This window comes from Bradyrhizobium sp. Leo78 (assembly GCF_059512425.1).
The window spans coordinates 19,507-40,503 of the sequence record NZ_JCAMOT010000036.1 but is presented as its reverse complement, the minus strand read 5'-3'; the positions used below and the strand labels follow the sequence as shown (position 1 = coordinate 40,503).

Annotated in this window: 21 protein-coding genes and 1 other RNA gene; 4 read left to right on the top strand and 18 right to left on the bottom strand. The window is 64.5% G+C overall.

Annotated features, from left to right (window positions below):
* Positions 1-8: 8 nt before the first annotated feature.
* The 6 genes from AC5ZG1_RS33215 to miaA all read right to left on the bottom strand — a co-directional run bounded on the left by AC5ZG1_RS33215 (position 9) and on the right by miaA (position 6,271).
* Positions 9-884, bottom strand: a complete 876-nt coding sequence (locus tag AC5ZG1_RS33215; RefSeq protein WP_496135333.1) for an EamA family transporter — start codon at positions 882-884, stop codon at positions 9-11.
* Positions 885-912: 28 nt separating this feature from the next.
* The gene (locus AC5ZG1_RS33210) at positions 913-1,608 is read right to left on the bottom strand and encodes a class I SAM-dependent methyltransferase (protein ID WP_028161805.1); all 696 of its coding nucleotides are present in this window, start codon (positions 1,606-1,608) and stop codon (positions 913-915) included.
* Between the two features lie 3 nt (positions 1,609-1,611).
* The gene (gene ilvN / locus AC5ZG1_RS33205; RefSeq protein WP_028161804.1) at positions 1,612-2,154 is read right to left on the bottom strand and encodes an acetolactate synthase small subunit; all 543 of its coding nucleotides are present in this window, start codon (positions 2,152-2,154) and stop codon (positions 1,612-1,614) included.
* A gap of 25 nt (positions 2,155-2,179) precedes the next feature.
* Positions 2,180-3,163, bottom strand: a complete 984-nt coding sequence (locus AC5ZG1_RS33200) for a threonine dehydratase (protein WP_496135332.1) — start codon at positions 3,161-3,163, stop codon at positions 2,180-2,182.
* A 9-nt stretch (positions 3,164-3,172) separates the two neighbouring features.
* Positions 3,173-4,948, bottom strand: coding sequence for an acetolactate synthase 3 large subunit (locus tag AC5ZG1_RS33195; RefSeq protein WP_496135331.1), 1,776 nt, complete (start codon positions 4,946-4,948; stop codon positions 3,173-3,175).
* Positions 4,949-5,332: 384 nt separating this feature from the next.
* On the bottom strand, positions 5,333-6,271 hold the full coding sequence (gene miaA / locus AC5ZG1_RS33190; RefSeq protein ID WP_456642514.1) for a tRNA (adenosine(37)-N6)-dimethylallyltransferase MiaA: 939 nt from the start codon (positions 6,269-6,271) through the stop codon (positions 5,333-5,335).
* Between miaA and serB the strand changes: the two genes are divergently transcribed.
* Positions 6,270-7,163: a phosphoserine phosphatase SerB gene (gene serB, locus AC5ZG1_RS33185; RefSeq protein ID WP_130227627.1), complete on the top strand. Its 894-nt coding sequence runs from the start codon at positions 6,270-6,272 to the stop codon at positions 7,161-7,163. The genes miaA and serB overlap by 2 nt on opposite strands.
* A gap of 105 nt (positions 7,164-7,268) precedes the next feature.
* Here serB and AC5ZG1_RS33180 read toward each other — a convergent pair whose 3' ends face one another.
* The 12 genes from AC5ZG1_RS33180 to AC5ZG1_RS33125 all read right to left on the bottom strand — a co-directional run bounded on the left by AC5ZG1_RS33180 (position 7,269) and on the right by AC5ZG1_RS33125 (position 18,293).
* On the bottom strand, positions 7,269-8,774 hold the full coding sequence (locus AC5ZG1_RS33180) for a Do family serine endopeptidase (protein ID WP_130227626.1): 1,506 nt from the start codon (positions 8,772-8,774) through the stop codon (positions 7,269-7,271).
* Positions 8,775-9,037: 263 nt separating this feature from the next.
* Positions 9,038-9,238: a DUF2065 domain-containing protein gene (locus tag AC5ZG1_RS33175; protein WP_130227625.1), complete on the bottom strand. Its 201-nt coding sequence runs from the start codon at positions 9,236-9,238 to the stop codon at positions 9,038-9,040.
* 74 nt (positions 9,239-9,312) lie between these two features.
* On the bottom strand, positions 9,313-10,233 hold the full coding sequence (gene hflC, locus AC5ZG1_RS33170) for a protease modulator HflC (protein ID WP_456642480.1): 921 nt from the start codon (positions 10,231-10,233) through the stop codon (positions 9,313-9,315).
* The gene (gene hflK / locus AC5ZG1_RS33165) at positions 10,230-11,372 is read right to left on the bottom strand and encodes an FtsH protease activity modulator HflK (protein ID WP_130227623.1); all 1,143 of its coding nucleotides are present in this window, start codon (positions 11,370-11,372) and stop codon (positions 10,230-10,232) included. Before hflK ends, hflC begins: the two co-directional genes overlap by 4 nt.
* A gap of 161 nt (positions 11,373-11,533) precedes the next feature.
* The gene (locus tag AC5ZG1_RS33160; protein ID WP_496135360.1) at positions 11,534-12,046 is read right to left on the bottom strand and encodes a dihydrofolate reductase; all 513 of its coding nucleotides are present in this window, start codon (positions 12,044-12,046) and stop codon (positions 11,534-11,536) included.
* Positions 12,046-12,531 carry a GNAT family N-acetyltransferase gene (locus tag AC5ZG1_RS33155; RefSeq protein ID WP_496135330.1) on the bottom strand — a complete coding sequence of 162 codons (486 nt, stop codon included), beginning with the start codon at positions 12,529-12,531 and terminating at the stop codon, positions 12,046-12,048. Before AC5ZG1_RS33155 ends, AC5ZG1_RS33160 begins: the two co-directional genes overlap by 1 nt.
* 10 nt (positions 12,532-12,541) lie before the next feature.
* Positions 12,542-13,336: a thymidylate synthase gene (locus tag AC5ZG1_RS33150; RefSeq protein ID WP_456642478.1), complete on the bottom strand. Its 795-nt coding sequence runs from the start codon at positions 13,334-13,336 to the stop codon at positions 12,542-12,544.
* A gap of 329 nt (positions 13,337-13,665) precedes the next feature.
* Entirely contained in the window at positions 13,666-14,649 is a 984-nt protein-coding gene (locus AC5ZG1_RS33145) for a tripartite tricarboxylate transporter substrate binding protein BugD (RefSeq protein ID WP_130227617.1), read from the bottom strand.
* Positions 14,650-14,774: 125 nt separating this feature from the next.
* Entirely contained in the window at positions 14,775-16,292 is a 1,518-nt protein-coding gene (locus tag AC5ZG1_RS33140; RefSeq protein ID WP_028161791.1) for a tripartite tricarboxylate transporter permease, read from the bottom strand.
* Positions 16,293-16,299: 7 nt separating this feature from the next.
* On the bottom strand, positions 16,300-17,064 hold the full coding sequence (locus tag AC5ZG1_RS33135) for a tripartite tricarboxylate transporter TctB family protein (protein ID WP_456642476.1): 765 nt from the start codon (positions 17,062-17,064) through the stop codon (positions 16,300-16,302).
* An 87-nt stretch (positions 17,065-17,151) separates the two neighbouring features.
* Entirely contained in the window at positions 17,152-17,685 is a 534-nt protein-coding gene (locus AC5ZG1_RS33130; protein WP_130227615.1) for a chromate transporter, read from the bottom strand.
* Entirely contained in the window at positions 17,682-18,293 is a 612-nt protein-coding gene (locus AC5ZG1_RS33125) for a chromate transporter (RefSeq protein WP_456642475.1), read from the bottom strand. Before AC5ZG1_RS33125 ends, AC5ZG1_RS33130 begins: the two co-directional genes overlap by 4 nt.
* 88 nt (positions 18,294-18,381) lie before the next feature.
* Here AC5ZG1_RS33125 and ssrA point away from each other — a divergent pair.
* The 3 genes from ssrA (at position 18,382) to fumC (ending at position 20,924) form a co-directional block, all read left to right on the top strand.
* Positions 18,382-18,744: a transfer-messenger RNA gene (gene ssrA, locus AC5ZG1_RS33120) on the top strand.
* 164 nt (positions 18,745-18,908) lie between these two features.
* Positions 18,909-19,430: an SspB family protein gene (locus AC5ZG1_RS33115; protein ID WP_456642512.1), complete on the top strand. Its 522-nt coding sequence runs from the start codon at positions 18,909-18,911 to the stop codon at positions 19,428-19,430.
* A 72-nt stretch (positions 19,431-19,502) separates the two neighbouring features.
* Entirely contained in the window at positions 19,503-20,924 is a 1,422-nt protein-coding gene (gene fumC / locus AC5ZG1_RS33110) for a class II fumarate hydratase (protein WP_456642474.1), read from the top strand.
* The last annotated feature ends 73 nt before the right edge of the window (positions 20,925-20,997 follow it).

The following is a 20,997-nucleotide window of genomic DNA, read 5'->3' as shown; positions in this document are numbered from 1 at the left end:
GACACCACTCATGCGATCTTCGTCTGGGGTTGCGGACGTCTCGAAAACAGCATGATGGCGATGCCGCCGATGACGGCGGCCATGCCCGCAAGCCGCAGCGGCCCGAACCGTTCGCCGAACACGATGCTGGAGGCGGCGGAGCCGACGAACGGCACCAGGAGCGCGAACGGCACCACCTGCGCCGCCGGATAGTCGCGCAAGAGCCGACCCCACAGCCAATAGGCGATGCTGGTTGAGACGGCGCCGATGAACAGCATGCAGACGATGCCGGTCATCGACATCTGCGACAGCGCCTGCCAGGTCGGCTTCACCCCGAGGGTGACCAGCGACAGCGCGAACAGGGGAACGGCGGCGCAGAGGCACAGCCATGCGAACAGATCGAACATGCGCGCACCCTGCGCGGGCCGCAGCAGGAGATTGCCGACCGCGAAACAGACCGGGGAGATCATCAGGATCGCGAACGCGCCGGCACTGAAATCATGGCCGACGGTGCCGGAGATCATCAAGAGGCCAATCGCGGCAATGCCGATGCCGACCATCTGCATCCGGCTCGGCCATTCGCCGAAAATGATGGCGGCGAAGGCGATCGTGAACAGCGCCTGGCTCTGCACGATCACGCTGGTGAGCCCGACCGGCATGCCATGCGCAATGGCGATCGACTGCGCCAGGAACTGGCCGAGGAACAGGTTCAGGCTGATCGCGATCAGAAGCGGCCAGGACACTTTCGGCTTGTGCAAGAACAGGCACGGCACCGCCGCGATCCCAAAACGCAGCGCCGTCATCAATTCCGGCGGCAATTCGTCAAGCGCGATCCGGCTGGCGACGAAGGCAAGCCCCCAGATCACCGCGACCAAGACGGCGATGCAGACGTCGGCCGGTTTCATTGGCTCGTCTTTTCCAGCTCGTTAGGTTCTAGCTCTTCTGTTCCGGCTTCGGCTTGCGCAGGAGATAGGTGCCGTGCAGCGGCGCGTGATAGTCGGCGGAGACCAGGGTGAAGCCGACCTCCGTCAGCATGCGTTCCATGACCCAACCGAAGGTCGAATATTCGTCGCGCATGTGCGTCACCACGCCCTCGCGCTCGAAATCGTGGTTCTTGATGGAAAAATCGGCCCAGCCCTCGACGTCGCGCTCGACGCCGTCGGGCATGCTGACGAACACGATGTCGCGCAGATAGAACTCGCAGCCCGGCTTCAGCGCGTTGAAGATCCGCGACAGCGCCACCGCTTTCCAGAAATCCGGCAAATGATGCAGCGTGAATTCGCTGACGATCAGGTCATAGGAATTCGGCTGATAGGCGAAGCTGAGAAGTCCCGCCGGCTGGGTGCGGATGCGCGCCCTGCGGTCGCGTGCATAGATATTGGCGAGCGTCAGCATCGCCGGCGAGATGTCGATCGCATCGACGTCGGCGCCCATCAGCGCCGCTTCGCAGGCGAGCACACCGTTGCCGCAACCGATATCGGCGACGCGCCAGCCCGGCTTGACGCCGAGCATGTTGAGCGTCTGGCGGGCGCGGACGTCGCTGTCGTCATCGCGGCCATAGATCGAGGCGACCGCGGTATCGATGCCGACCCGGCGTCTTTGCGTGTAGTACCAGTCGCGCGCCAACATGGTTCACATCCCTTCCGGCCCGCGTCCGATCGCGGCGACGCCCGTGCGTGACACCTCGACCAGGCCGAGCGGGCGCATCAGGTCGATGAACTGATTGATCTTGGCGGTATTGCCTGTGATCTCGAACACAAAACTCTCGGTGGTGGCATCAATGACCCGTGCCCGGAACGCATCCGCGAGCCGCAGCGCCTCGACGCGGTGGTCGCCGGTACCGCGCACCTTCACCATTGCGAGCTCCCGCTCGATCGAGCGTCCCGACAGCGTCATGTCGACGACGCGGTAGACCGGGATCATGCGGTCGAGCTGATGCTTGATCTGCTCGATCACCATCGGCGTGCCCGTGGTCACGATGGTGATGCGCGAGAGATGTTTCTGGCTCTCGGTCTCGGAGACGGTGAGGCTTTCGATGTTGTAGCCGCGGCCGGAGAACAGCCCGATCACGCGCGCGAGCACGCCCGGCTCGTTCTGCACGAGCACCGAAAGCGTGTGCGACTCGTTCGGATCGTGGCGCTCTTCGAGGAAGTAGGCGGATGCGGGCTGGTTCATGGTCGTCCCCTCAAGGATTGCTCTGTCACGCCAACGCCCGCTCGGCGATGGCGGCGTCCGTCCCGACCCACTGGCGGAACAGGTCGAAATCGATATTGCCGCCGCTCAGGACCAGGCCGACGCGCTTGCCTTGAATCCTGTCCCGCTCCTGCAGCGCGGCCGCGAGCGGCGCGGCGCCGGCGCCTTCGGCGAGGTTGTGCGTATCGGTCCAGTAGCAGCGGATGGCAGCGCCGACCTCGTCGTCAGTCACCTGCACGATGCGGGAGGCGCCCTTGCGGATCATCGCGAGCGCATCGGCCTCGGGAATGCGCGTCGCCATGCCGTCGGCGCGGGTGTTGGCGGTCTCGGTGGTGACGAGGGCGCCGGCGGCGAACGACAGCGCATAGGACGGCGCCTCCGTCGACTGCACGCCGACGATCTCGGTCTTCAGGCCGAGGAGATCGCGGACACGGATGCAGCCGCAGATGCCGGAGCCCTGCCCGATCGGCACATAGAGCAGGTCGAGGTCCGGTGCGGCCTTGAACAGCTCCAACGCATAGGTCGCAACGCCCAGCACCAGGTCGGAATGGAACGCCGGCACCATGTGCAGGCCCGCGCTCTCGGCGCGCCGCACCGCCTCCTCCCGCGCCGCCTGAAAATCCTCGCCGTGTTCGACCAACTCGGCGCCGAAGGCGCGCATGGCGCGGTTCTTCTCGACCGAATTGCCATGCGGCACGTAGATCGTCGCAGGGACATTATTACGACGCGCGGCGAAGGCGAGACTCTGGCCGTGATTGCCGCGCGTCGCCGAGATGATCCCTCGCGTATCGGGCTGCTCGCGCTTCAGCCGATCGAGATAGACGAGCCCGCCGCGCACCTTGAAGGCGCCGGTCGGCGTGTGGTTCTCATGCTTGACCAGGACATTCGTACCCAGCCGCTCAGCTAGCAGCGGCCAGGCATACACCGGCGTCGGCGGCACCACCGTGCCGACAATCGCCTGCGCGCGCTCGAGCTGTCCGAGGTCGAACATCAGTCCATCTCACACCAGCGCCTTGCCGCCGGCGAAGGCGGTCGCGGTTGCCTCGTCGGTCGCCTCCTCCGGCAACAACATCTCGTTGTGCGCCTTGCCGGAGGGGATCATCGGGAAGCAATTCTCGAGCGCGGCGACGCGGCAGTCGAACAGCACCGGACGCTTGATCGCGATCATCTCCTTGATCGCGCCGTCGAGATCGGCCGGCTTGATCACCTGCAGGCCGACGCCGCCATAGGCCTCCGCGAGCTTGACGAAGTCAGGCAGCGCCTCGGTATAGGAATGCGACAGGCGGTTGCCGTGCAGAAGCTGCTGCCACTGCCGCACCATGCCCATGTACTGGTTGTTCAGGATGAAGATCTTGATCGGCAGCTCGTACTGGACCGCCGTCGACATCTCCTGGATCGTCATCTGCACCGAGGCGTCGCCTGCGATATCGATGACGAGACTGTCGGGATGCGCCACCTGCACGCCGACCGCGGCCGGCAGGCCATAGCCCATGGTGCCGAGACCGCCGGAGGTCATCCAGCGGTGCGGCTCCTCGAAGCCGTAGAATTGCGCCGCCCACATCTGGTGCTGGCCGACTTCGGTCGTGATGTAGGTATCCTTCCCGCGCGTCAGCTCGAACAGGCGCTGGATCGCATATTGCGGCAGGATGATGTCGTTGTTCTTGCGGTAGGACAGCGAGTTGCGCGCGCGCCATTGCGCGATCTGCTGCCACCACGCCTTGATGTCCGGCCGCTTCGCTTCCGCCTTGAACACCTGCAAGAGGTCGCCGAGCACGTTGCCGCAATCGCCTATGATCGGCACGTCGACACGGATGTTCTTGTTGATCGAGGACGGGTCGATGTCGATGTGGATCTTCTTCGAGCCCGGCGAGAACGCATCGATGCGGCCGGTGATGCGGTCGTCGAAGCGCGCGCCGACGCACAGCATGACGTCGCAATCATGCATGGTCATGTTGGCTTCGTAGGTGCCGTGCATGCCGAGCATGCCGAGCCAGTTCTTGCCCGATGCCGGATAGGCGCCGAGGCCCATCAAGGTTGACGTGATCGGGAAGCCGGTGAACTCGACGAGATCGCGCAGCAGCTTGGAGGCCTCAGGGCCGGAATTGATGACGCCGCCACCGGAATAGATCACCGGCCGCTTGGCGGAGGCGAGCAGTTCCACCGCTTTGCGGATCTGGGTCGCATCGCCCTTGACGCGCGGCGCGTAGGAGATGTGAACGTCGGACTTGCGCGGCGGATGATAGGTGCCGACCGCGAACTGCACGTCTTTCGGCACGTCAACCACGACCGGCCCCGGGCGGCCGGAGGTCGCCACGTAGAACGCCTCATGCAGGACCTTTGCGAGGTCGTTGACGTTGCGCACCAGCCAATTGTGCTTGGTGCAGGGGCGCGTGATGCCGACCGTGTCGCATTCCTGGAACGCGTCGTTGCCGATCAGATGGGTCGGCACCTGGCCGGTGATGCAGACCAGCGGGATCGAATCCATCAGCGCGTCGGTGAGCGCCGTCACCATGTTGGTGGCGCCGGGGCCGGAGGTCACCAGCACCACGCCGGGCTTGCCGGTCGAGCGCGCATAGCCCTCGGCCGCGTGGCCGGCGCCCTGCTCGTGCCGCACCAGGATGTGCTCGACCTCGCTCTGCTGGAAGATCTCGTCGTAGATCGGCAGCACCGCGCCACCGGGATAGCCGAAAAGGTGCTGCACGCCATGATCGATCAGCGCGCGGACGATCATCGCGGCTCCCGTCATCTGGTTCGGATCGTGGCTCTTGTCTTTCATGGCTGGCTCCGGATGCGCGGTTTCTTGCGCGGCGTTAGGTCTTTGATTTGGGAAATAAAAAAGGGCCCGAGAGGCCCCATGCACACCGCCTGTCTGTCAGATGGCCGCTAGCCATCCCCGGCGGTGTGCCTGGGTACGACGACGATGAGTTTGGTAATAATGTTACGCATGGACCGGCTCAGGCTTCCCAAAGGTTGCGCGACCATACCGACCAATGCCCGAATGTCAAGGCAGGGACGCGTTCAGCGCGACTTTTCGTAATGTAGCGGGGTTCCTGGCGTTCGGCGAGTGTGAAATTGTTGTTCCCAGCCATGCGAGATTGGCCCCACAACGCGGGTGCGCGCAGCGCGAACCCGGAATCTGGAGGTTCCGGGTTCGCTCCTTTCACTCGCGCCCCGGAACGACGCTGTCCACCCATCCCCTCGCCGCTTCCGGCGCCACCCATTCGAATTCCGGCAATTGGTGGCGGAACCAGGTGAATTGGCGCTTGGCGTAATGGCGGGTGTCGGCGCGGCCGATCTCGGATGCCTCCTCGCGGCTGATCTCGCCCTTGAGGTGCCGGATCACGGCCGGCACGCCGTGGGCCTTCATCGCCGGCAGCAAGGGATCGAGATCGCGCGCCGCGAGCTTTGCGACCTCGTCCAGCGCGCCAGCGTTCAGCATCGCCTCGAACCGGGCATCGATCCGGGCATAGAGCTTGTCGCGCTCGGGCGCGAGGAACAGCGCGGAGAACTCGCCCGGCGGCAATAGCGGGGGCAGGCCGTCGCGATGCCAATCGGTCAGCGAGCGGCCGGTCGCCTCTACGACTTCGAGCGCGCGGGCGATGCGGGTGCGGTCCCGCGGCTTCAGGCGCTCGGCATAGGCGGGATCGCGCCGGGAAAGTTCCGCATGCAGCGCCTCGACGCCGTCACGCTCAAGCCGCTCGCGCACAACCTCGCGCACCTCGGCAGCGATCGGCGGCACCGCCGACAGCCCGCGGGTGAGCGCCTTGAAATACAGGCCCGATCCGCCGATGAAGATCGGCAGCCGGTTCTCGGCGCGCACCTCGGAAAGCACCTTCGCGGCATCCGCGACCCAGGCGCCGGCGGAGAAATTCGTAGCTGCGTCGACATGGCCGTAGAGCCGGTGCGCGACCAGCGCCTCCTCCTCGACCGTCGGCCGCGCCGTGATGATGCGGAGGTCGCGATAGACCTGCATTGAGTCGGTGTTGATCACGACGCCGCCGGCTTTTTGCGCGAGATCGAGCGCCAGCGCCGACTTGCCGCTGGCGGTCGGCCCTGCGATAAGCACCGCTCTTGTCCCAGCTTTCGAAGCCGCCGCCATGTCGCTTGTCGCCACCCTCATCTGCAATCCCGCCAATCCGGCGCTCGACTCCACCATTGTCGACGGCGCGCTGGCCGTCCTGCCGTCGCCCGGCGCGGCAGAGTGGCTGTTCGACGAAGTCGCCATCGACATCCCCTTTGACGGCAGCGAGGATATCAAGGCGATCGAAGCCCGCCTGCAAGAGGCGCGCGGCGACCTGCCGATCGATATTGTGGTGCAGCCTCGCGCCTTCAGGCGCAAGAAACTTTTTCTCGCCGACATGGATTCCACCATGATCGGCCAGGAATGCGTCGACGAGCTCGCCGATTTCGCCGGGATGAAGGAGCACGTCTCAAAAATCACCGAACGCGCGATGCGCGGCGAGATCGCCTTCGAGCCGGCGCTGCGCGAGCGCGTCGCGCTATTGAAGGACCTGCCGGTCAGCGTGGTCGACGAGGTCCTGGAGAAGCGCATCACGCCGACGCCGGGCGGCCGCGAACTGGTGATGACCATGCGCGCCAATGGCGCTTGGACCTGCCTGATCTCGGGCGGCTTCACGCTGTTCACGAGCGCCATCGCCGCCAAGATCGGCTTCCAGGAGAACCGCGCCAACGAGCTGATCGCGCAAGGCGGCAAGCTCGTGGGCGAAGTGAAGGAGCCGATCGTCGGCCGCGCCGCCAAGCTCGCCACGCTGATCGAGCTGCGCGAGGCCTTCGACCTCGATGCCATCGACACGCTGGTCGTCGGCGACGGCGCCAACGACCTCGGCATGATCGAGGCCGCCGGCCTCGGCGTCGCCTACCACGCCAAGCCCGCGGTCGCAGCCGCCGCGGCGGCGCGGATCGACTACGGCGACCTCACCGCGCTGCTCTACGCACAGGGCTATCGGCGGGATGAATTCGTGGAGGGGTAGGCTCCTCGACCGTCATGCCCGGGCTTGACCCGGGCATCCATCAAGCTTCGAAAAAAGTCTTTGCGTAGCGATAGATTGCCGGGTCAAGCCCGGCAATGACAACTCCTACTGCACGCTCAGCGCCACGAAGCGCAGTTCGCCGTCGCCGTTGGAGACGAGCAGAAGGACCGACTTCTTGCCGTCCTTCTTCAACTGGTCGACACGCTTCTTGATGTCGGCGGCGTTGGCGACCGCTTCCTGCGCGACCTCGACGATGACGTCGCCGGCGGACAGGCGCTTTTCGGCGGCATCGGAGGAGCCATCGACGCCGGTGATGATCACGCCCTTCACGCTGTCCTTGATCTTGTACTTGGTGCGGAGATCCTTGTTCAGCGCCGCAAGATCGAGCCCGAGCGCCTTCTGCGTCACCGGCTTCTCCGCCGGCTCATCCTTGGTCTTGGCATTGGCCTGCTGCACCTTGTCGGTGTCCTCGAGCCGGCCGAGCGTGACCCGCTTGGTCTCCTCATTGCCCTTGCGGATGACGACAACGTCGACTTCCTTGCCGACGGCGGTGTCGGCGACGACGCGCGAGAGATCCTTGGGATCCTTGACGTCCTTACCGTCGAACTTGACCACGACGTCGCCAGGCTCGATGCCCGCGGGTTTCGCCGGCCCCTTGTCGTCGACGCCGGCAACCAGCGCACCACGCGCCGGCTTGATGTTGAGGCTGTCGGCGATCTCGTCGGTGACCTGCTGGATTCGCACGCCGAGCCAGCCGCGGCGCAGCTCGCCAAATTTCTGCAGTTGATCCACGACGGCAGCGACCGTCTTCGACGGCACGGCAAAGCCGAGGCCGATCGAGCCGCCGGTCGGTGAGATGATCAGCGTGTTGACGCCGACCACTTCGCCTTCGAGGTTGAACAGCGGTCCGCCCGAATTGCCGCGGTTGATGGCGGCGTCGGTCTGGATGTAGCTATCATAGGGACCCTGGCTGATGTCGCGATTGCGCGCCGACACGATGCCGGCGGTCACCGAGCCGCCGAGGCTGAAGGGGTTACCGATCGCGATCACCCATTCGCCGAGCCTGAGCTTGTCGGAATCGCCGAACTTCACCGCGGTCAGCGGCTTCGGCGGCTTGAACTTCAGGACGGCAAGATCCGTCTTCTTGTCGACGCCGACCAGCTCCGCCTTCACCTTGGTGCCGTCGTTCATGATGATGTTGATCTCGTCGGCATCGGCAATCACGTGGTTGTTGGTCACCACGATGCCTGCGGTGTCGACGATGAAGCCGGAGCCGAGCGAGTTGGTCTTGCGCGGCTGAAACTCGCCGTTCTTGTCCCCGCCCTTGCCGCCACCGGGGCCACGGCGGTTCTTGAAGAAGTCGTCGAAGAACTCCTCGAAGGGCGAGCCCGGCGGCAGTTGCGGCATGGCGCCGCCGCCCTTGGCCTCCACTGTCTGCGACGTCGAGATGTTCACGACCGCATCGATCACCTTTTCGGCAACGTCGGCGATGCCGTCGGGTCCTCGCGCGAAGGCCGCCGGCACCGAGGCAAGCATGCCGGCGGCGCCGATGGCGATCGCGGCTCCCATCAGGCGCAGGCGACGGCTCAAGGCGGGTCTGGCACCGGTCATGTCAGCTTCTCTCCAGGAAGTATGATATAGGGCCACAGTGCGCCCGAACGGGGTGGCCGCGCAAGCATTTGAGACAACCATTTCGGCGAAAAACCGGCGCCTTGCGGCTCACGATCGCGTTGGACCGACAAGTTCCGGGCGGCCGATTTTTTTCGTCATGCCCGGGCTTGTCCCGGCCATCCACGCGCTTTCCTTGTGGCGGCCAAGAACGTGGATGCCCGGGACAAGCCCGGGCATGACGATGCCTGCGTTCGCAGCGACCGCTACCGCCGCACCAGCCAGATCAGGATCAAGCCAGCCACTGCCGATCCGATCCCGACCACGCGCAAGACATTGTCCGGGGTTGCCAGCGCGCTTTTCATCGCGCGCCGCATCCAGCTCGGGCTTGCCGCGAACATCAGGCCCTCGAGCACGAACAGAATTCCCACACCGATGAGGAAGTCGGCGAACGCTATGGACCTCATCGGATGGCGACCTCTCGTCCGGGCGTTTCTTCTTGGCTAAAGGGCGAAGCGGATGCTTCGCCCTCGTGATGCGGTTACTGCTGCCTCGGCGCGGCGGCCGCTGCCGACGGACCGACGGACGGCGGACGGCCGGCCGCGCTGCCGAAATATTTGAAGAAATCGGAGTCCGGGCGCAACAGGAAACGGGTGTCGTTGGCGCGCAGACCGTTCTCATAGGCAGTCATCGAGCGGTAGAAGCTGAAGAAATCCGCGTCCTTGCCATAGGCCTCGGCGAACAGCCGGTTACGCTCGGCGTCGCCCTCGCCGCGCACCTGCTCGGCGGACGAATTGGCCTCTGCGACGATGACGGTTGCCTCACGATCCGCCTTGGAGCGGATCTCCTGCGCCTTCTGACCGCCTTGGGCGCGGAATTCGGCGGCCTCGCGCTGACGCTCGGTCTGCATCCGCTGGTAGACCGCCTGGCTGTTCTGCTCCGGGAGGTCGGCGCGGCGGATGCGGACGTCGACGACCTGGATGCCGTAGCCGTCGGCCTCGTGGTCGAGCTGGTCGCGGATCCGCGCCATCAATCTCTCGCGCTCGTCGCGGACGACGTTGATGAAGGTGACCTCGCCGAGCACGCGGCGCAGCGCCGCGTTGAGCAGCGTCGTCAACTGCACGTTGGCCGCCTGGATCGTGCCGACGCTCTGATAGAAGCGCAGCGCGTTCTTGATGCGGTAGCGAGCGAAGGCGTCAACCACCAGTCGCTTCTGGTCGGAGGCGATCACTTCCTGCGACGGGTTTTCCAGGTCGAGGATGCGCTTGTCGATCGAGATCACGGAATCGATGAACGGCGCCTTGAAGTTGAGGCCGGGCTCGGTGACGACGCGGACGGGCTCGCCGAGCCGGACCACCAGGACCTGCTCGGTCTGCTGCACGGTGAAGACCGAGCTGTAGCCGATGATGACCAGCACCAGCAGAATGATCAGCGCGGCAATGCCGGTGACGGGGGACCTCATCGCGTGCCTCCGCCCTGCTGCTGACCAGTGGTGGCGGACGGACGCCGCGGCGTCAGCTCGCTCAGCGGCAAATAAGGCACGATGCTGTTCTGGCCCGACGCGCCGCCGTCATAGACCAGTTTCTCGGAGCCACCGAGGATGCGTTCCATGGTCTCCAGATAAATGCGTTGCCGCGTCACGTCGGGGGCCTTCTTGTACTCGTCATAGACCTTCAGGAAGCGCGCACTCTGGCCCTTGGCCTCCGCCACCGCCTGCTCCTTGTAGCCTTCGGCCGCCTGCACGATCTGGGCGGCGCGGCCGCGCGCCTCCGGGATCACACGGTTGGCATAGGTCTGTGCCTCGTTCTGCAACCGCTCGAGGTCGGCCCGCGCGGCCTGCACGTCGCGGAACGAGTCGATCACCTGCTGCGGCGGATCGACCTTCTGCATTTGCACCTGGGTGATCATGACGCCGGCGCCGTAGGTATCGAGCGTCTTCTGCATCAGTTCCTGCACGTTCTGCTCGGTGGTGGTGCGCGCGCCGGTGAGGATCGGCTGGATCTGCGACCGGCCGATCACCTCGCGCATGGCGCTCTCCGCCACCGCCTTCACGGTGCCCTCGGGATTCTGGATGTTGAACAGGAAGTCGCCGACGCCGTCGGGCTTGATCCGCCACAGCACGGTGAAATCGACGTCGACGATGTTCTCGTCGCCGGTCAGCATCAGGCTCTCTTCCGGAACGTCGCGCATGGTGCGGCCGCGCCGCGCCGGGTCGTCGATCAGGGTCATGCCGATCGAAATGGTGGAGACGCGCAGCGCCTTCGGCAGCAGCACTGTCTCAATCGGATAAGGCAAATGATAGTTCAGGCCCGGCTGCACCGTGCGCACATGCTTGCCGAAGCGCAGGACGACGCCGAGTTCTTCCGACTGCACCCGGAAGAAGCCGGACAGGCCCCAGATCGCGAGCGCGCCGACGACGACAAGCGCGATCCCCATGCTGCTGAAATGACCGCCGGGCAGGAGCTGCTGCAGGCGGTCCTGGCCGCGGCGCAGGAGGTCCTCAAGATCCGGCGGGCGCGGTCCGGGCGATTGCGGTCCGGTGCCCCATGGTCCCTTCGGACCCGAGCCCCACGGCCCCCCGCCTTGATTCTTCCACGGCATTAACGCTTCTCCTCGGCAAGCCCGGGATGGATGATGGACGCCCGGCCTCGTCAGTCGCCCGGCTTTATAGGGGACCGGATGGCCCCTTACAACGCAAGCTTCCAAGCTGAACGAGCTATGCCTGCGGACATAATTGTCAATGCAAACATTGGCTAGCGGGGTTAACGCTTGATCCGCCGGCGATATGTCACATAGGAAAAATCGACGCTGTCATGCGGCCCGGCCGGATTTCGCACCCGCGCCACTTCTTCCCATTTCGCCGTGTCAATTGTGGCGAAATACGTATCACCTTCCGGCCGCGCATGCACTTCGGTGATTTCGAGCCGATCGGCACTTTCGATCCACTGCGCGTAGATCTCGGCGCCCCCGATGACGGCGATCTCGGTGGCGAAACGCCGCAGCGCATCGCCAAGCGCGATCGCGCGGGCGTTCTCGAACGACTGGGTGACGATCGCGCCGGGAGCGCGATAGTTCGCGTCGCGCGTCACCACGATGTTGGTCCGGCCGGGGAGCGGCCTGCGCAGGGAGTCGAAGGTCTTGCGTCCCATCACCACCGGCCTGTTCATGGTGATGGCCTTGAAGCGCTGCTGGTCGCTCTTCAAGCGCCACGGGATCGCATTGTCGCGCCCGATTGCGCCGTTCTCGGCAACCGCTGCGATCAGCACGATCTCCATCAGCGCGCCCCGTCCGCCAGGGCCTGCAGCGCCGGGCCGGTGACGCGGCACAGCGTCCATTCGTCCATCATCACGGCGCCGAGCGATTTGTAGAATTCGATCGAGGGCGTGTTCCAGTCGAGCACCGCCCACTGCAATTGCGACCAGCCGTTGGCGACGCATTCGCTGGCAAGATGCACCAGCAGCGCCTTGCCGATGCCCTTGCCGCGCAGCGCCGGGCGGACGAACAGATCCTCGAGATAAATACCGTGGCTTCCAGCGAAGGTGGAGAAATTGACGAACCAGACGGCAAAGCCCGCAGGTTCGCCGTCCCACTCCGCGATATCGCAAATGAGCCGCGGATTATCGCCGAACAGCGCGCCGGCGATATCGGCTTCACTGGCCTTCATCTCGTGCAGCAGCTTCTCGTATTCGGCAAGCTCGCGAACCAACGAATGGACGAGCCCGGCTTCATCGGCGCGCGCGCGGCGGATTGTCAGCGACATCCTTAAGCGCTCATACCGCGACTTCCGCTTTGATATGCGGGTGCGGGTCGTAGCCCTCGAGTTTGAAATCCTCGTAGCGGAAGGCGAAGATGTCCTTCACCTCGGGATTGATCTTCATCACCGGCAGCGGCCGGGTCGGACGCGTGAGCTGCAGCCGCGCCTGCTCGATATGGTTGGAATAGAGATGCGTGTCGCCGAGCGAGTGCACGAAATCGCCGAGCTTCAGTCCCGTCACCTGCGCCACCATCATGGTGAGGAGCGCATAGGACGCGATGTTGAAGGGCACGCCGAGGAAAACATCGGCGGAGCGCTGGTAGAGCTGGCAGGATAGTTTGCCGCCTGCGACATAGAACTGGAACAGGCAGTGGCAGGGCGGCAGCGCCATCTTGTCGACGTCGGCCGGATTCCAGGCGCTGACGATTAGGCGGCGCGAATCCGGATTGCGCTTGATCATGTCGATCACGTTCGCGATCTGGTCGATGCTGCGGCCGTCGGGCGCCGGCCAGGAGCGCCATTGCGAACCGTAGACCGGGCCGAGATCGCCATTGGCGTCGGCCCATTCATCCCAGATGGTGACGCCGTTGTCGCGCAGATATTTGATGTTGGTGTCGCCAGCCAGGAACCAGAGCAGTTCATGCACGATCGCCTTCAGCGGCAACCGCTTGGTCGTCAGCATCGGGAAGCCGGCCGACAGGTTGAAGCGCATCTGGTGGCCGAAGATCGACAGCGTCCCGGTGCCGGTACGGTCGTGCTTCTCCGCGCCATCGGCGAGGATGCGTTCGAGCAGGTCGTGATACTGGTTCATGGCGTGAGCTTCGGGCCTTTCGGGAACGGCGAATGTACCGGCCGCAAACGGCCGTCGACACGGCGATTCGGCCTTCCCTGGCGATTATACCCCGAAAAATGATGGCCCATTCTTAAACGACAAGGGCGGAACCCGCGTTCCGCCACTTGCTTTTCTCGCCGTCATTCCGGGGCGTGCGGAGCGCGAGCTATGATGTGCAATTGCACATCAGAGAATCCATTTCGCCGCCGGCGCATGCCGCCCGATGGATTCCGGGCTCGTCCTTCGGACGCCCCGGAATGACGGCGAGATGTCCCGGGTTGCGCTGCGCTCCACCCGGGGCTACGCGATTAGCCGGCCGGCTTGAGCACCGGGGTCCACTTCTTGATCTCGTTGTTGACCAGCGTCCCCAGCGCCTCCGGCGTGCGGTCGGCTGGCTGCGGGATGACGCTGCCGAGCTCGAGCAGGCGCTTGCGGACGGTCTCGTCGTCCAGCGCCTTGACGGCTGCGGCGTTCAATTTGGCGATGATCGGCGCCGGCGTGCCCTTGGGCGCGAAGATCGCGTTCCAGGCCTGGGCCTGGAAGGCCGGGAGGCCGGCCTCGGCCGTGGTCGGGACGTTCGGCAGCGACGGGTTCCGCTCGGGGGTCGCAATCGCATAGGCCTTGATGGTGCCGGCATTGATCTGTGGCACGGCGTTGACGATCTGGTCGCACATATAGTCCACCTGCCCGGCCACCAGCGCGTTCATCGCCGGGCCCGTGCCATTGAAGGGCACGCCGACCGGCTCGATGCCGAGGACCGAGTTCAGGAGTTGGCAGGAGACGTGGGAGACCGATCCGACGCCGGCATGCGCCGCGTTGACCTTCTCGGCGTTGGCCTTCACGTAAGTCACGAATTCCTTCAGGTCCTTCGGCGGAAAGTCCTTGCGCGCCAGGATCAGGATCGGCGTGCCGGCCAGGAGCCCCACCGGCTCGAAGCTCTTCTCCGGATGGTAGGCCAGATTGGGATAGAGGGGCACCGAGGCCGCGTGCGTCCCCATGTGCCCCGTGATCAGCGTATAGCCGTCATTGGCGGCGCGCGCCGCGCGTGCGCTCGCCGTGGTGCCGCCAGCTCCAACCACGTTCTCGATGATGATGCTCTGGCCGAGCGTTTGCGCCATATGGCCGGTGACAATGCGCGCGATGACGTCGGTCGGGCCGCCAGCCGCGAACGGCACGATCATGGTGATGCTGCGCGTCGGATAGTCCTGCGCGCGCGCCGGCGCGACAACAGCCGACAGCAAGGCTGCCAGCGCGAGAGAAGCACCCGCAAGCGAGCGACCATACCAATTCATCAATATCCCCTGAGGTCCGTTAAACGAAAATGCCGGCCAAACGGCCGGCATTTCTTTTCATACCCAACTTCTGGGAGTCGATACGACTTCCGCCTGCGACACGCCGACGCAGGCTGGGTCTCAGATCACCCCTCGGACTCCACGAACACCTCGTCGCGCTTGGCGCGCAGGGTCGGCAACACCGCCAGCACCAGCAGGCCGGCGGCGATCGCCAGCAGCACCGCCGACAGCGGGCGGCTGACGAACACGCTCCAGTCGCCGCGCGAGATCAGGAGCGCCCGGCGCAGATTCTCCTCCATCAGCGGTCCGAGCACCATTCCGAGCAGCAGCGGCGCCGGCTCGAAATCGTGCTTGATCAGCCAATAGCCGACCAGGCCGAACACACCGGCCAGGATGACGTCGACCGGGGCGTTGTTCACGGAGTAGATGCCGATCGCGCAGAAGATCACGATCGAGGGGAACATCAGCCGGTACGGCACGCGCAACAGCCGCACCCAGATGCCGACCAGCGGCAGGTTGATGATGACCAGCATCAGATTGCCGATCCACATCGAGGCGATCATGCCCCAGACCAGATCCGGCTGCTTCTGCATCACCTGCGGTCCCGGCACGATGCCGTGGATGGTCATCGCGCCGACCATCAGCGCCATCACCGCGTTGGGCGGGATGCCGAGCGTGAGCAGCGGGATGAAGGAGGTCTGCGCCGCGGCATTGTTGGCGCTCTCCGGCGCCGCCACGCCCTCGATCGCGCCGCGGCCGAACCGCGACGGATTCTTGGCGAGCTTCTTCTCCAGCGTATAGGCGGCGAAGGAGGCAATGACGGCGCCGCCGCCCGGCAGGATGCCGAGGATCGATCCCAGCACCGTGCCGCGGCCGATCGCGGGCGCGGAGTCGATGAGGTCCTTTCTCGTCGGCATCAGGCCGGTGATCTTCTGCTGCACCAGATCGCGGCTCATCTCGGCGCCGTGGTCGAGGTTGCGGATGATCTCCGCGAAGCCGAACACGCCCATCGCCACGGTGGCGAAGCCGAGGCCGTCGGCGAGCTCGGGGATGTTGAAGGCCATGCGGGACGCGCCCGTCTCGATGTCGGAGCCGACCATCGACAGCAGCAGCCCGAACACGATCATCGCGATCGCCTTCAGCACCGAGCCCTTTGCGAGCACCACCGCGAAGATCAGGCCGAGCACCATCAGCGAGAAATATTCGGCCGGCCCGAACGCCAGCGCGAGTTTCGTCAACGGCGCTCCCAGGATGGCAATCAGGACGGTGGCGACGCAGCCGGCGAAAAACGAGCCGATCGCGGCGATCGCCAGCGCCGGGCCGGCGCGGCCCTGTTTTGCCATCTGGTGGCCGTCAAGGGCAGTGACGACCGAGGTCGCCTCGCCCGGGATATTGACCAGGATCGAGGTGGTCGAGCCGCCATATTGGGCGCCGTAATAGATGCCCGCGAGCATGATCAGCGCGCCGACCGGCGGCAAGCCGAACGTGATCGGGAGCAGCATCGCCACCGTGGCGATGGTGCCGATGCCCGGCAACACGCCGACCAGCGTGCCGACAAGCGCACCGATCAGACACATCAACAGATTGATCGGCGAGAAGGCGACGGCAAAACCGTGGGCGAGATTAGCAAAAAGATCGACCATCACGCCCTCACTGGATCAGGAAACGCGGGAACATCGGCATCGGCAGTCCGAGCACATAGGGGAACAGGAGCGCGCAAGCGAGCGTCAGGCAGGCGCCGACGATGATGGCCTCGACCCATCGCGTCTCATGCGATCCGGTCGCCGCGATCATGAAGCTTGCAAACGCCGACACCACCAAACCGAGTGGCCGGATCGCGAGAGCGAAAAAGAGGATTGCGGCCATTACGAACAGGGGTCCGCGCCAGGAATAATGCGCCAATCCCGGTCCCTCGCTGAACAGCCCCGTCACCGCAATGCCGGCGCCGAGCGCAACCAGCAGCACGCCGAACATCCGCGGTGCGGTGCCGGCGCCGAAGGAGAAGCCGCGCATGCCCTGCAGGTCGCTTGAAGCCCATAGCGCCAGCAGCGCAAGCGCCATCAGCACGATGCCGCCGATATAATCCTGCGGCGCGCGGATCTTGACGAACAGCGTGACGATCGCAACCGCAAACAACGGATAGGAATAAATCAGCGCCAGCAGCACATCCGAGGAAAAGCCCTTCTTGGCGTCGGCGGCGATCGATCCGAACACCGCGTTGGGTGCGGCGGATAGTAGCGCCCCGCCATGGGCGAGCAGCACCTGCGCCGGCCCGCGGCCGGTACCCAGTCCGAAGATCGTGCCGAACGACCACACCAGCTCGAAAAGCTGCGGCGCCAGTGCCAGCACCAAAATGCCGACGGCGGCGTTCGTGTTACGTGTGCTTGATGCGGTTTGGCCCATCGTTTCGGCCATGCATGTCTCCTCCGTGCCCGCACCGCGGGCCCTGTTATTCTATCGGCTGGATTTGCGACCTGCCCCGGCCTTGCCTAGCGATTTTCGTCAGATAACGCCAGCGAAACCGAGAACGCCCCCGGCCAGTAGCAGCCAAAAAGGGTTAAGCCGCGTCGCAAAGGCAACAATGGCCGTTATCACCGTCGTCAGAGCGGCAATCCAACTTTGGTCGGAGGTCCGGGCCAAAATGAACCCGCTCGCGGCCATCAGCCCGATCGAAAGCGGAACCAGTGCCGCCTGGATGATCGCCGGCCAGCGCGAATGGCGCGAGCGCGTAAGCAGCCCGCTCACATAATAGGCAAGCAGCGCGGTCGGCCCGCACATCGCAAGCGTCGCCGCCAGCGCACCGGCGATACCGGCGACGGAGTAGCCGATCAGGGTCACGATCAGCACGTTCGGCCCCGGCGACAATTGCGAGATCGCAAAGACGTCGGCGAACTCCTTGTCGGTCATCCAGTGCCGGACCTCGACGGCGATCCGGTGCATTTCGGGGATGGCCGCATTGGCACCGCCGACGGCAAACAGCGACATCAGGCCGAACGTCCAGATCAGCGTCGCAATCGGGTTCGTATGCTCGTTCATGGCCGCCCCCGCTGGCGAATCAGCAGTGTCACGGCCAGGCTTGTGGGAACGGCGACCAGCAGCACCTCTGCCAACGGCAGCCGCAACACCCCGATGGCGACGAAGACCGCGACGAGGACCACGAGGCCGGCGATATCGCGCCGCTTGACCAGTGGCATCGTCATCTTGAGCATCACGGACAGCAGAAGGCCGACGGCGACGCAGGCTACGCCGGCGAGCGTCCGCCGCAGCGCTTCGATCTCGCCATAGTTCTTGTAGAGCGCCGCGAGCACGATCGCGATCAACATCGGCGGGCCGACCAGCCCGGCAAAGGCCGCGATCCCGCCGGCAAGCCCCCGGAAGCGGGAGCCGAACACGAACGACAGATTGACGATATTCGGCCCCGGCAGGAAATGGCACAGCGCGAAGGTCTCGTTGAACTCGTCCGCGGTCATCCAGCGGTGCTGCTCGACAATGCCCCGGCGCGCCCAGACCAGAACCCCGCCGAACCCGGCCAGGGACATTTTTGCAAAAGCCACGAACAGTTCCCCCAGGCTGGGCTGGATGGGCGGGGTCGAGGCAGGAAGGTCCGCCACGGGAGCGGCGGCCGGCGGAGAATCGGAGGACATGGCAAGAGCCTAAAATGCCGCATCCTGCCGGCCAAGGCGATAAACCGAAGCCGTTCCATGCACGAAACGCCGGGATGGGGCCGCCAAGGGTCTGTTTTTCCGTCGCTTTGCAGCCTATATTGGGGGTGCCGGCTTGCCGGCTATGGAAATAAACGACCGTCGAAATAAACCATTCGGACCCGGGGGCGGTACCCGGCGCCTCCACCAGAGCCCATGCGGAACGCAAGCCGTGGGTTCCGGCGGGGGCGAAATAGGATCGACGAGGGCGTAAAGGGCGTGTTTTTTCTCGGTATGGTTCCGCCGATATCGGGCCAATGCAATAGTTGCCAACGACAACTATGCTCCGGTTGCTCAGGCTGCGTAACGCAGTTTGAAAGACCACTTTAAAGCCCTAGCGGGTTAAGCTCCGCTAGGCGGGGTTCGGAGGCACCTGGCAACAGAAGCCTCCACTTCACATTCGCATGGTAAAGTGCGTGCATCCCAAGCGGGTGCTTGTGCCGCAAATTCGATCCGGAAGGCCTGCTGACCTTGGCTTGTGGCCGGGATAGCATAGAGCTAAAGGCGAGTCGGGCGACCGGCATGCGGCCGGCCATTTTTGAACGCGACAGGACCATCATGGCGACCGATCACATCCGATATGACGTGCTGGCGCGCGACGCGCTGCGCGGGGTGGTACGCCACGTGCTGGCGGACGCCGCGGAGCACGGACTTCCCGGCGAGCATCATTTCTACATCACCTTCATCTCCAACGCCGACGGCGTGAAGATATCGCCGCGGCTGCTCGCGCAATATCCGCAGGAGATGACGATCATCCTGCAGCACCAGTTCTGGGACCTCGTGGTGACGGACGATCGTTTCGAGGTCGGACTTTCGTTCGGCGGCATTCCGGAACGGCTCGTCGTGCCCTTCGCCGCCATCAAGAGCTTCCTCGATCCCTCCGTGAAGTTCGGCCTGCATTTCGAACCGTCCGAGGAGGACGTTGCGCCCGAGAAGCCCGAGCCCAAGCTGCCTGCGGCTTCGCCTGCGCCACCGCCGCCTGCTCCGGCGGCCGAGACTGATTCGCAAGAAAAGGAAGACTCGGACAAGCCGAGCGAAGGCGCCGAGGTGGTTCGGCTCGACCGCTTCCGCAAGAAATAATCTAAACACGCACCAATCATCGACGCTGTAGAATGAACGTTACGCCGCTTCACGGCGCAACGGACATTGGCAATGGCTCGATCAACATCCTCTTCACAAAAAAACAAAACCATCCGCGTCGAGACCGACAGTTTCGGTCCGATCGACGTCGCCTCCGATCGCTATTGGGGCGCGCAGACCGAACGCTCCCGGCAGAACTTCCGCATCGGCCGCGACCGCATGCCGATCGAGATCGTGCATGCGCTCGGCATCGTGAAATTGGCGGCAGCGCTCACCAACCGCGAGCTTGGCCTGATCGACGCGCGCCGCGCCAATGCGATCACGCGTGCCGCGAAAGAAGTGATCGAAGGCAAGCTCGACGATCATTTCCCGCTGGTGGTGTGGCAGACAGGCTCGGGCACGCAGACCAACATGAACCTCAACGAGGTGATCGCCAACCGCGCCAACGAACTGCTCGGCTTTGAACTCGGCGCGAAGAAACCGGTTCATCCCAACGATCACGTCAACATGAGCCAGTCGTCGAACGACTCGTTTCCGACGGCGATGCACATCGCGGCGGCGCAGGGAATTTTGGAGAGGCTGATTCCTGCGCTCGGCGAATTGCATCGCGAGCTGCGCCGCAAGGAGAAAGCGTTCGCGAAGATCGTCAAGATCGGCCGCACCCACACTCAGGATGCGACGCCGCTGACGCTGGGTCAGGAATTCTCCGGCTATGCCGCGCAGGTCGAGAGTGGCATCGCGCGGCTGCGCACGGCGGCGAAGGATCTGTTGCCGCTCGCGCAAGGCGGCACCGCCGTCGGCACCGGCCTCAACTCCAAGCCACGCTTTGCGAGACTGTTCGCAAGGCACGTCGCCAAGATCACGAAGCTGCCGTTCATCAGTGCGCCGAACAAGTTCGAGGCGCTGGCCTCCAACGACGCCTATGTGCTGGTACACGGCGCGATCAATTCGGTGGCGACCGGGCTGTTCAAGATCGCCAACGACATCCGCTTCCTCGGCTCGGGTCCGCGCTCAGGCCTCGGCGAACTGATCCTGCCGGAGAACGAGCCGGGCTCATCGATCATGCCGGGCAAGGTGAACCCGACGCAATGCGAGGCGATGACGATGGTATGCACGTACGTCTTCGGGAACGAAACCGCCGTCACCATCGCGGGCAGCCAGGGACACTTCGAGCTGAACGTCTACAAGCCGGTGTTGGCGTATTGCATGATGAGTTCCGTTCAGCTCCTGTCGGATGTTATCCGCTCCTTCACCGAGCATTGCGTGGTCGGGATACGTGCCGACGAGAAACGCATCGGTGAGTTGATGCAGCGATCGCTGATGCTCGTCACTGCGCTTGCGCCGAAGATCGGATACGACAACGCCGCGAAAGTCGCGAAAGCAGCACATGCGCGCGGCACGACGCTCAAGGAAGAGGCGCTGCGGCTCGGCTATGTATCGGAACGTGAATTCGACTCCCTGGTGCAGCCGGACAAAATGACACATCCGGGTTAAGTGAAACTGCAAATTGCATAATTTTCCCGGGAAAAAACGGTGATGCGTTGCGCTGACTCGCTACGAATTAGCG